General features: G+C 35.8%; 14 protein-coding genes and 1 riboswitch. Of the genes, 10 read left to right on the top strand and 4 right to left on the bottom strand.

The window, feature by feature from the left end; genetic code table 11:
* Positions 1-47: 47 nt before the first annotated feature.
* Positions 48-240, bottom strand: a riboswitch (Lysine riboswitch).
* Positions 241-624: 384 nt separating this feature from the next.
* Positions 625-1,074, top strand: coding sequence for a GNAT family N-acetyltransferase (locus V7S50_RS16530; RefSeq protein ID WP_336376446.1), 450 nt, complete (start codon positions 625-627; stop codon positions 1,072-1,074).
* 39 nt (positions 1,075-1,113) lie between these two features.
* On the opposite strand, the gene V7S50_RS16525 is transcribed toward V7S50_RS16530, so the two are convergent.
* Positions 1,114-2,007, bottom strand: a complete 894-nt coding sequence (locus V7S50_RS16525; RefSeq protein WP_242252730.1) for a sulfite exporter TauE/SafE family protein — start codon at positions 2,005-2,007, stop codon at positions 1,114-1,116.
* Positions 2,008-2,213: 206 nt separating this feature from the next.
* Between V7S50_RS16525 and V7S50_RS16520 the strand changes: the two genes are divergently transcribed.
* The 6 genes from V7S50_RS16520 (at position 2,214) to V7S50_RS16495 (ending at position 6,885) form a co-directional block, all read left to right on the top strand.
* A complete protein-coding gene (locus V7S50_RS16520; protein ID WP_242252732.1) occupies positions 2,214-3,011 on the top strand; it encodes a VOC family protein in 798 nt (265 codons plus the stop codon).
* Positions 3,012-3,025: 14 nt separating this feature from the next.
* Complete coding sequence (locus tag V7S50_RS16515) at positions 3,026-3,952, top strand: aminoglycoside phosphotransferase family protein (RefSeq protein WP_242252734.1); 927 nt, start codon at positions 3,026-3,028, stop codon at positions 3,950-3,952.
* Positions 3,953-3,965: 13 nt separating this feature from the next.
* Positions 3,966-4,709 carry a metallophosphoesterase family protein gene (locus V7S50_RS16510; protein WP_098556010.1) on the top strand — a complete coding sequence of 248 codons (744 nt, stop codon included), beginning with the start codon at positions 3,966-3,968 and terminating at the stop codon, positions 4,707-4,709.
* Positions 4,710-4,862: 153 nt separating this feature from the next.
* Complete coding sequence (locus V7S50_RS16505) at positions 4,863-5,534, top strand: hypothetical protein (protein WP_309259010.1); 672 nt, start codon at positions 4,863-4,865, stop codon at positions 5,532-5,534.
* A 130-nt stretch (positions 5,535-5,664) separates the two neighbouring features.
* The gene (locus tag V7S50_RS16500) at positions 5,665-6,489 is read left to right on the top strand and encodes a DUF2785 domain-containing protein (protein WP_242252738.1); all 825 of its coding nucleotides are present in this window, start codon (positions 5,665-5,667) and stop codon (positions 6,487-6,489) included.
* 81 nt (positions 6,490-6,570) lie between these two features.
* On the top strand, positions 6,571-6,885 hold the full coding sequence (locus tag V7S50_RS16495; protein WP_000358173.1) for a DUF3892 domain-containing protein: 315 nt from the start codon (positions 6,571-6,573) through the stop codon (positions 6,883-6,885).
* An 86-nt stretch (positions 6,886-6,971) separates the two neighbouring features.
* On the opposite strand, the gene V7S50_RS16490 is transcribed toward V7S50_RS16495, so the two are convergent.
* Together V7S50_RS16490 and pdxR are read right to left on the bottom strand one after the other, a co-directional pair.
* Entirely contained in the window at positions 6,972-7,412 is a 441-nt protein-coding gene (locus V7S50_RS16490; protein WP_000708761.1) for a YaiI/YqxD family protein, read from the bottom strand.
* An 81-nt stretch (positions 7,413-7,493) separates the two neighbouring features.
* Positions 7,494-8,936 carry a MocR-like pyridoxine biosynthesis transcription factor PdxR gene (gene pdxR / locus V7S50_RS16485; protein ID WP_063225268.1) on the bottom strand — a complete coding sequence of 481 codons (1,443 nt, stop codon included), beginning with the start codon at positions 8,934-8,936 and terminating at the stop codon, positions 7,494-7,496.
* Positions 8,937-9,061: 125 nt separating this feature from the next.
* Here pdxR and V7S50_RS16480 point away from each other — a divergent pair, with 125 nt between their 5' ends.
* Positions 9,062-9,973 carry a DMT family transporter gene (locus V7S50_RS16480; RefSeq protein ID WP_242252739.1) on the top strand — a complete coding sequence of 304 codons (912 nt, stop codon included), beginning with the start codon at positions 9,062-9,064 and terminating at the stop codon, positions 9,971-9,973.
* An 18-nt stretch (positions 9,974-9,991) separates the two neighbouring features.
* Here the strand turns inward: V7S50_RS16480 and V7S50_RS16475 are convergent, their stop codons facing one another.
* Entirely contained in the window at positions 9,992-10,456 is a 465-nt protein-coding gene (locus V7S50_RS16475) for an NUDIX hydrolase (RefSeq protein WP_242252740.1), read from the bottom strand.
* 96 nt (positions 10,457-10,552) lie between these two features.
* On the opposite strand from V7S50_RS16475, the gene V7S50_RS16470 reads away from it, so the two are divergent.
* Together V7S50_RS16470 and V7S50_RS16465 are read left to right on the top strand one after the other, a co-directional pair.
* Positions 10,553-10,954 (top strand): DUF3980 domain-containing protein, encoded by a 402-nt coding sequence (locus V7S50_RS16470; protein WP_242252741.1) that lies wholly within the window; start codon positions 10,553-10,555, stop codon positions 10,952-10,954.
* A 17-nt stretch (positions 10,955-10,971) separates the two neighbouring features.
* Positions 10,972-11,442, top strand: coding sequence for a GNAT family N-acetyltransferase (locus V7S50_RS16465; protein ID WP_242252742.1), 471 nt, complete (start codon positions 10,972-10,974; stop codon positions 11,440-11,442).
* Positions 11,443-11,475: the final 33 nt, after the last annotated feature.

The following is an 11,475-nucleotide window of genomic DNA, read 5'->3' as shown; positions in this document are numbered from 1 at the left end:
GGAATTTGGCGGAACGTTTCACAAATAACCACCCCATTATACCCTTCCGTTAAGATAGCACCCCACGTTTACACGGTAATTTGTAAACGTGACAGTTCTGTTCCTTTCGGAGACAGCCCCAGCTCATATTTCCAGAGAAGAAATATAAACTTCGGCAACTTTTCCTTTCAAACGGAGTCAGATGACATTCTCTGTGTCTCGTCCGTTTTACTCTTAAAAGTCGCAACCTCTACCTCATCGGATTGATGAGGATTTATATATTGCTAAGATTTTTAATATATGGCAATTGTAATGAGTTTCTGAATATATTGCAAGATATTTTGTTAGGAAAAGTCAAAAAATATCGGTTATTGTATAGGAAACGCTTGCAAAACTCCACCCGAACCTACTATTATGTAGCAATAAGCAAAGAAAAAATTGTTATACAAATGTTTCGCAAAAAATATTGAAAAACCCTTTAAAATTAAAAGAAAATTCAGAAAATATAATTCGACATAACTATCAAAAGAGGATTATTCCTTAAATTCGTTTCAAAGAATAAGTATAAATCTGATAAATAAAATGAATATTCTTTTTATTTCTGATAAAATTGAGGTATTGTTTAATTGAAAAGGGGAAATCAATATGAAATTAGAAACAGAAAGGCTCTATATAGTGCCGTGCACAGAAGAGAGTATTCACGTTGCTAACGAGCAAGGATATAATAGTGGTCCACATATTGTAGGGCATGTAGAAAATGTAAAACAAAATAAGGATTTATTACCGTGGGGGGCGTGGTATGTCATTCGAAAAGAAGATGACATCGTTCTAGGTGATATAGGGTTTAAAGGGAAACCAAATGAGGGACATACAGTAGAAATTGGTTACGGGTTTATTGAGAAATATTGGGATAAAGGGTATGCAACAGAAGCTGTAAGAGAATTAATAAATTGGGCTTTTCAAACAGGACAGGTAGAAACAATTATTGCAGAGACACTTCTTGAAAATGAGGGATCGATTCGTGTATTAGAGAAATTACATATGAAAAGAATTGGCACTACAGAAACAATGATTAATTGGAGAATGGAAGAATGAAAAATACCGCTCGAAGTATATCGGGCGGTATTTTTATCATTATGGAAGCATTTGTTTTTGATTATTCGGATATTTGGCTGTCGATGCGTTAGAATGATTGCGAACAGCAATGAAAATAGAAATAATAACGACAAGGCCAACTGCCACGTAAGAAAGTGAAATAATAGTCGGATCCACTTTAAATGTAGTGAGCAGTGTACGAATGTTTGTAAAGATAATAAGGCCACCAACTAATACGCCAAGTAAATGTGCTGGAACGATGCGTACTAACCATGCAGCAATTGGAGCTGCGACAATACCGCCAAGCATTAACGCAAATACCCAAACCCAGCTTACTTGTTCCCAGCCAAGTGAGATGAAGAAGCCAATTGTTGCAGCAAGTGAAACAGGGAATTCACTCGTATCTACAGATCCGATAACTTTTCTAGCCTCATTTCCTCTTGCTAAAAGTACAGGTGTCGTAATCGGTCCCCAGCCACCGCCACCAGTTGAATCAACGAATCCAGCAAATAAGCCAAGCGGAACAAGTTGTTTAGCAGACATACGTTTCTTTGAAGTGACAATTTGTTTTTGAATGATGAATCGTAATAAAATATAAACCCCTAAAGTAAATAAAAATACGGAAATGTACGGTTTAATGACATCGCCAGGTAAATTACTTAAAAAACATGCCCCAATAAATGCGCCAACTGCTCCTGGCAATGTAAGCCTGGAAACGGTATATTTATCAACATTTCCAAATTTGATATGAGATGCACCAGAAGCGGCGGTTGTAACAACTTCAGCTAAATGAACAGATGCGGAAGCGACAGCCGGTGCGATACCAAACATTAATAATAGTGAGGTAGATGTTACCCCATACGCCATTCCAAGCGCTCCATCGATCAATTGAGCGAAAAATCCAATAATAGCAAAGACAATTAATTTCTGCATAAAAAATCCCCCTGTAATAGTAAATGAAAAAGGCACTTTTCCCGTGTGAGAAAAGTGCCTTTGGTTTTTCCAATCAGCAATATTGAAATTTGTTTCATTATAATACACATTAATCATATAAATCAACTGGGTTTTAAAGTTTTTTGAATTGAACGAAAGAAAAATAAAATATACAATAAAAGGATGGAGAGAAAGGGGAGAAAGACATGTTACTATTTGATCATCTCGTTCACGCAGTTCATGGCACACCGGAGGAAGCGAAAAAACAAATGCAGGAACTTGGATTTCATACTGTATTAGGCGGAGAGCATACGAACTGGGGTACTTGGAATAGTTTAAGTTATTTTGATTTATCATACATAGAATTTCTGGCAGTTCAACATGAAGAAAAAGCGAAAGAAGCAGAAAATCCATTAGTACAAGAAACAGTGGTGAAATTACAAAATGGAGAAGGAATGCTACAACTCGCAATTCGAACAGATGCCATTGAAGAATTAGCAGTGAAATTTAGTCAGCATGGTTTACATACGATAGGGCCATTTGAAGGGAAGCGTGTGAGAAAAGATGGCAGACTTTTAGAATGGAAAATGTTATTTGTAAAGCAAGAAGAGAACGGACCGAAATTACCTTTCTTTATACAGTGGAATGAAACAGATGAAGAAAGAAGAAATGATTTACATAAAATAGGAACGATCACTGAACATAAAAACAACATACAACAAATTGAAACAATTCATTATGCAGTGAAAAATGTTAGAGAAACGGTGCGGAAATGGAAAGAAGTAATGGAGCTAACTGCAAGCTCAGTCGTAAAAAGTGAAGAGTGGAATGCTGAATGCCAAAGTGTATCATTCGGTGACATTCAAGTACAGTTTTGTGAACCAATTGGAGAAGGGGTAGTACTAGAATGTTTGAAGAATCATGGCGAATATCCATTTGCAGTGGAGTTTAAAGGAGAAAATAAACGAGAGCATGAAGTGTTAGGTAGTTTGTACATATATTAATAGAGGTGAACGTTGTGGAAGAAATGCTTAGAGAGATAGAGAGAAAACTAGAATGGCCTCGTATTGTAAAGTGTACAGCTATTTCAAAAGGTTTTTCACATGAAGATAAATATAAAATTGAATTAAAAAATCGAGAAACATATTTTGTAAAAGTATGTGATGCGGTTAATTCTGAACGCAAACAAGAAGAATATACGTATATGAAACAATTAGAGTTATTACATATTCCAACGCCCAAATTAATTCATTTCATAAAACTTGAGAAATTAAATAAATGCGTTCAAGTATTTGAATGGGTCCAAGGTGTAAATGGTGAAGAGAGCTTAAGTAAGCTATTGGAGGAAGAACAGTATAATGCAGGAAGAAAAGCTGGAGAAGTATTAAAACGAATCCACTCAATTGAAAGAGAAAGTGCAAGTAATAAATGGGAAACATCTAGATGGAATAAATACGAAAGATACATAGAAGCATTAGCAGATTACGAGGTGAACTTTCTGGATTTGAAGCCTGTATTAACCTTTGTAGACAATCATAAAGATTTATTAAAAAATCGTCCAATCACATTTTTACACGATGACTTCCATCCAGCAAATAGTATGATTCATAATAAGGAGTTTATCGTTATCGATTTTGGTGGATATGATTTTGGCGATCCAATACACGATTTTTATAATGTAGCGATTTTTACTACAAGAATAAGCAAAACATTTGCAGTTGGACAAGTTCACGGTTATTGCGGAGGCGAACCATCGCTTCATTTTTGGCAACTGTATACATTATACGCAGCAATGACATTCCCAGCGGATATCGTTTGGACAAACCGAAGCACGCCGCATTTAGTAGACGATATGAAGGAAAGGTTAAACGGAATTTTAGAAGATCATAATCAATTTTCATCCTATATTCCAAAATGGTATCAATCAAGTGAATTTAATAAATAAAGGAGGAATTCATATGGATAAAATAGCGGTAATTTCAGATATACATGGTAATATTCCAGCTTTAGAATCTGTACTACAAGATATTAAATTGAGAGGAATCGAACGCATAATTTGCCTTGGAGATTTAGTAGGAAAAGGACCTCATTCTAGCGAAGTAATTGAAATCATTCGTAAAGAATGTGAAGGAGTTGTAATGGGGAACTGGGATGATTTTATTACAAAACCGACTGAATTTGAAGCATTAAAATGGCATCAAAAACAATTATCAGAAGAACAAAATGACTATTTAAGAAGCTTACCATTTTCAATCGAGTTTTATATGAGTGGGAAACTGATTCGTATGTTCCACGCTTCACCGAGAAGTTTATATGAAAGAATACAACCACACGCTTCAAGAGAAGAGCGTATTAGTATGTTCGAAAATAGTGAGCTCACAGAGAATATAGAAGGAGAAAGAAAACCAGATGTCGTTTGCTACGGTGACGTTCACCAAGCATTCGTTCAAAATTTCAGAGGGAAAACGTTATGTAATGCTGGTAGCGTAGGAAATCCGCTTGAAATTACACAAGCTTCTTATTTAATATTCGAAGGAATTTACAATGAAAAAGAAGCAGCGAGCTTTTCCATTCAACTCGTACGTGTACCGTATGATATTGAACTTGCCATTCGATTAGCGGAAGAGCTCGATATGCCAGAAATTGAAGAATACAAACAAGAATTACGGACAGCTTTATATCGAGGGTTTAAGGGAAAGTAAGCCAATCATAATATATCAATGATTTTTCAAATATATCTATCATAACTTAAAATATATCAACGATTTGACAAAGGATATCGACTTACCTACAAATAGTGACACGGATTGTTTCTTGTAATTATATTATGTTAACTGATTAAAGGAGGGAATATCATGTGTCGAAAACAAAATATCAAAGAAATTATTGATCGTATTTTAACGTTAAAATTAACTCATCCAATTAGAGTTGGAGTAAGTGGTATTACAGCTTCAGGAAAAACAACATTTGCAAATGAACTAGCGGAAGAAATAAAAAAACGAGGGTTACCAGTAACACGTGCTAGCATTGACGATTTTCATAATCCAAGATTGATTCGCTATGCACAAGGTAAAGATTCTGCAAGAGGGTATTATGAAGATGCACACGATTATACAGCTTTTAAAGAAAGGTTATTAAAGCCTTTAGGACCAAACGGGAATTTACAATATGAAACGATTTCTCATAATTTAAAAAAGGACATCCCTGTACATAATGAGCCACTAGTGGCCACGCAAAATATGATATTAATAGTAGATGGAACATTTCTATTGAAAAAAGACGTTGAGTATTTATTCGATTACAAAATTTTGGTAGATACAGATTTTGAGATTGCGAGAAAACGTGGTGCAAAGCGCGAGACTGAGGTTTTTGGAAGTTATGAAGAAGCAGAGAAGATATTTTTGAATAGGTATCATGCGGCCTGTAAGATGTATATAGATGAGCATGATCTGAAAGAGTGTGCGGATGTTGTATTTCGGAATAGTGACTTAGAAAATCCAGAAGTTATATTTCATGAGCGAAAGTAATACACAATCAAAAGTATATGTATAGCCTTTTATTTATAGTTATAATTCTCGTATAATTAAATTAATTTATAGTAAGTGAAAAACGGGGGATAAGGCAATAAAAAAACGTAAAAAGGGGATAGGAAATATAATGAATGAAGTACTAGAACTAAAAGAAGAACTGCTACAAATTAAAAATAATAATTATGCTGTACCAGAAGACATAGATGCATATCCATATGCACAGTGGATGCTAGATTATATCGGATCATCCGATGCTGAATTACGTGATGATTTAATTTATAGTACGCTTCACAAATGGATTACAAATGATGTGTTTAGACAAAAAGAATTACGAGGGTTAATGTTACAGGCAATTAGTCCTGATTATTTATTTTATAAAATTGGTGAAAAGGGAACAGACTCTGTGTTTAAACGTGCGTTCTCCGTATTAATTCCACCACTTATTTTATCTGTTCATGAAAGAGAACCATTGTTATCCGAAGAACAACTGTACAGTGTGGCAGAACAAGTGTTGGAATATGTATATTTAGAAGAAGATGTAAGGGGTTACGTAGAAGGAAAAGGCTGGGCACATTCTACAGCACACGCTGCTGATGCGCTAGATGCGTTAGCGCGTACAATACGAAATCGTGAGTTTTCATATGCAATACTAGCTGCTGTTCGTCAGAAGGTTCGTTTAAATGACTACGCGTACATACACTTTGAGGATGAGAGATTAGTAAAACCAATTATGTCGCTACGTAACCAAAATCTTTTAACGGAAGAAGAGTGGGGCAACTGGCTACATAGTATAGCAACTGTTGAAGACGTCCGACCTCCGCAGTATGCTATTTTAGTACAAAATATTAGATCTTTCCTGAGAAGTTTATATTTCAGAGTTTTAGAGACAGAGGGTAGCATAGCCTTTACAGATGATATATTGGAGACTTTGAGGGGGTTGCGTAGGTATTAAAAATATATCCAAATTAAGAGCATAGCACATAAAACCAATACCTCCCAACCATACTAATAAAATGTGTTGGAGGTGAAATTTATGGACAAAAAAGACTTTGAAAAAGTTTATAATGATTATTTACATCAAGGGGAAGAGCAAGCTCAATTTGAAGTAGGCCATGAGGTCAATTCAGGGGCAGAACAAATTGTTGCCGTTCGTAAAAATGATGATGGGGATTTAATTGCCTTTAAAACAAGTAGTGGAAGAGAATTAGATTATATGACTGCTCTTAATGAAGCAAAATCAGGGAAGTTAGCTCATGTGGACGTATTTCATAAGTATGGCAGAGATATTATACGTAGTGAACCTGATGGAATAAAAGAAAATAACTTAGATAATTTACCTTCATTTTAAACGGGTAAACCTCAAGAAGAGAATGTTCATTTGGATATTCTCTTCTTTGTTTTGCGAAGTTTTCCTTGCAAATAGACGATTCATTTTTAAAGTGCGATCATACTTTTAAAGAGCGCTCTAAATTTCTCTTTATCTTCTGCTGTAAATGGTTTCGGTCCCTTTGTACGTTTACCACTCTTTCGAACCATTGCACTTAAATATCGTGTTTGTAACAATTGTTCAATGTTATCATTCGTATACTTATAGCCTTTATGGTGTAGTACGATACAGCCTTTTGCTAAAGCGAGCGAAGCAAGACCGTAATCTTGTGTTACGATTAAATCTTCTTTTTTAGCTAACTGCATAATCCGATAATCCGCAGCATCTGCTCCAGAATCAACATAAATGGTCTCCACACCTTTTGGCTGCTCTGCATTAGAATAATGAGAAAAGCTAGTAACGAGGGTAACAGGAATTTCCGCATTCGTAGCTTCAAAAATAATTACATCTTTTACAGGACAAGCATCTGCATCAACGTAAATTTTCATTGGTATCACTCCTATAACTAGGTTCGTGTTGATAATAATGGTAGATTTAGGTTTTGTCAAACGAGATCTCTTTATCATAAGTTACTTTTCGCAAACCAAAATAGCCTTCCGCAAACGAGAAATACCTTCCTCAATTTGATCAATATTCACTTTTCCATAAGATAAACGAATATAACCATCTTTCGCGCCGAAAATACTCCCCGGCATAAAAGCAATTTCTTGTTTTAAGCTTTGCATAATGAGTTGTTTTTCGTTTATCGGTTCGTTTAATTTCCCCCATATGTATATACCGCCGGTCGGGTTTGAAAAAGAGATTTTGTCGTGAAGTTGCTCGTTTAGGGCGCGAACGATAACGTCTCTTTTTTCTGCTAGTTGTTTTCGTAATGGTACGATATGAGACTGAAATGGTACAGTTTCGAAAAATTGCTGCATAAGCCACTGCGGGAATATGCTCATACCTAATTCCATTTGGTGCCTTGCGTCGGATAACCTTTCTACTACAGACTGCGGGGCAACAAGCCAGCCGACTCGTAATCCTGGTGCAATCATCTTTGATAAGGAATGTACATAAATGACTGTTCCATTTTCATCAATCGATTTCAAAGTAGGACAAGGTTGTTTCTTTTCTAACGTAAGTAAACTAGACGGATCATCTTCAACAATCGCAATTCGTAAGTCAGCGCAAAGTGATAATAGTTTTTTTCTACGGTTTGGATGCAGCATTGTGCCTGTAGGATTTTGGAAATTTGGATTTAAAAAAATCATTTTAATACGATGCTTTCGATATAACTCTTGCACATCATCTGGATTAATACCGTGTTCATCAACAGGTAATGGGAAAATACGAATACCCGCTGATTGGAATAGTGGTAACGAATAACAGTGTGAAGGACTTTCGAAAGCAACAGCATCACCTGGATTTAATAAACACTGCACGATAAGGTGCAAGGCTTGCTGTGCGCCAGAAGTAATCATAATAGACTGCTCAGTTGCTTCAACTTTTAAATATTCTTTCATATATTTTACTACCGCTTGTCTTAGCGGGAGATACCCTTGCGGATGATCGTAACTTAATGAATGTGTTAACGGTTGTTCACGTAGAATCGTTTGTAGCTGATCGTGAGGATAAAGATTACAACCGAGTTCTCCGTTTGCAAAATCTATAATATTTTCATTTTGTTGTACTTCTGCCCGAATATGACGAAGTAAAGGTAAGTTTGGTAAAAAAGTACCACCTTCTACGAAATTTCTCCAGTTCGGCGTTAATGTAGGAGAAACGCCCCACATATGTGTACTCACACGTGTACCTTTACCAGTCGTACTTTCTACAATCCCCATTGCACGAAGTTCGTTATAAGCAGTCGTTACTGTACTTCGGTTTACATTTAACAGTGTAGCTAATTTCCGTTCTGAAGGGAGGAAGCTACCTGGAGGGAGTTCTCCGTACGTAATACGTTTTTCAATAAAGTCAACAACTTGCTGATAAATAGGGATTTTACTGTCACTATCTAGCTTCCATTCCATAAAAAACGCCTCCGTATCTTTTCACTACATCAAGTATAGCAAATTGGCTGGGTAAAAAAACAGCCAATTGGACGGTGTTTTATCCAGCCAATTTTACTATGCTAAATATGGAAGGGGAGATTCGGATGAAACGATGGCAAATGGAATGGCTCCTAGTATCAGTTGCATTAGTATGGGGAGCAAATTATACAATTGGAAAGTATGGCGTGGCATTTATGTCATCCATTCAATTTAATAGTTTACGATTTTTAATAGCATCACCGGTATTATTACTTATTACATTTTTAATGGAACGCTCATTACGTATTGAAAGAAAAGATTGGTTACGATTAGTAGCAGTCGGCATCGTTGGAACGACAATGTATCAAACGATGTTTATGCTATCTGTGAAATATACTTCAGCAACGAACGCCTCATTACTAATTGCAATGTCACCTATTTTTACAGGGATATTAGCAGTATTACACAAGCAAGAGCGTTTTTCGATGAAAGTACAAATTGGTTCAATAATAGCGTTTATTGGTGCAGCATTTGTTTTATTAACAGGGCATACAGGAGGAGCTACTTATGAGTATGCATGGCTCGGAAATATAATTGGATTAGTCGCAGCAATTGCTTGGGGATGGTATCCAATATTAGCGCAACCTCTTATTACAAAATACTCCGCAATGAGAGTCACATCTTGGTCTACTTTAATTGGAATTGTACCTCTCGTTATATACTGTTTATTCAACGTAAACACATTAACGTGGCCAGTAGATACGCCAAGCTGGGGATCACTTGCATATTCAATCGTCTTTGCGACCATCTTTGGGCTAGCAATGTGGTATGTCGGCATTAGTCAAATAGGCTCAACGAAAGTAATGGTTTATATGTATCTTGTGCCATTATTCGCAGTTATCTTTGCAGCAGTAACAATTGGAGAGCAAATCAATATGATGCAACTCGTTGGCGGACTTATTATCTTTATCGGCTTATATGTTGTAAAAAAAGGCGGAATCAAAAAGCCAGCTCTCAATTTGAAAAAAGTAAGCTAACAGTAAAAAGGATCTCTTTCATATAGAAGGAGATCCTTTTTTATTTCGTATTAAAAGCGCTTGTTTAACCGCCCATTTTTGATGATCGTGAATGAGAAGCTCTACAGTATGAAATGGAGACATCCACCTTAAAACATGATCCTCTTCACAGGCTTCGGTTTGTTTCTGCGCCATGTTTGCAATGTAAAAGAACCCATCATTTAAATAATATGTATCTTCCTTTTCAGCATAAAAATACCGCATTGCATTACCGATATACTGATCAATTTCAATTGCCCATCCTAATTCCTCTAGTAATTCACGATGTAAACATTCTTCTTTTGTTTCATTACCTTCCATACCGCCACCAGGTAAAAAATAACGGTCTCCTTTTTGGATAACAGCAATCTTTGAAGAAGAATTAAAAATAATCGCATAACAACTAGGTCTTAATACATAATGAACGGTAGGTTTTTTAGAGCCAAACGTGAACTTCGAAATCATAAAACACGACCTTTCTCTATAAAATACATAAAAGGAATATTAAGGTAAATGCAGAATTATATAAGTATAATCTTAATGGATTGGAGTGATAACAACATGATAAATCGAAAATGTTCAAAGTGTAAAGAGATAACAGGTACGGTGCACGGTGGTAAAAAAATTAAGGAAGAATTTCTATGTGAAGACTGTTTGCAAAAAGGAATTGCGAGCGGGGAAATCGAATTATCACAAGTGGAAGAAAAGCAAACTTCTTATCTTTCTATAAAGATATTAAAAATAATGAGTGTGATTTATTTAATAGGATCTATTTTAATGGCTTTTTCTGCTGGATCTCTTATACATGACCCAGGATTTGGGGAAGTATCAATTTCAGGATCAGGTACAGTTGGTGTTATTATTATTGGATCCATATTCCAGTCTGTACTTGTATTTTGCGGTATTTGGGTATTCATCCTATTAGTAGAAACAGTCATTAAAATTTATGGAAAAATGAAGTGAGTGAGAGGGAGAAATATATGCGAGTAAGAAACATACAAGGGGAAGATTATGTAAAGATTCATTCTGTTTTAAATGATTGGTGGGGCGGGAGAGACATGGCTTCCATGTTGCCAAAATTGTTTTTCGTTCACTTTCAAGAAACGAGTTTTATCATTGAGGAAGATGGGGAAACGTTAGGTTTCTTATGCGGATTATTTTCGCAAACGCATAAAGAGGAAGCGTACGTTCATTTTATTGGTGTCAATCCGAAGTATAGAAGAAGAGGAATCGCAACGACATTGTATTCATATTTCTTTGATATTGCTCGTGCAAATAACCGTAAAGTTGTAAAAGCAATCACATCACCAGTTAATAAAAAATCGATACAGTTTCATAGGGAGATTGGTTTTCGAATTGAGGCTGGGGATGATGAGATAGAGGGTGTATCGGTACATACAAATTATGACGGGAACGGTGGTAGCAGAGTTTTATTTTTGAAACATGTGTAAAATTAGGCTAGCACAAAGTTAGCCTTTTTGTTG

Source organism: Bacillus sp. CCNWLW194 (genome assembly GCF_037120585.1).
Taxonomy (GTDB): domain Bacteria; phylum Bacillota; class Bacilli; order Bacillales; family Bacillaceae_G; genus Bacillus_A; species Bacillus_A basilensis.
The sequence above is the reverse complement of the archived record's forward strand: the minus strand, read 5'-3'. Positions and strand labels throughout refer to the sequence as shown.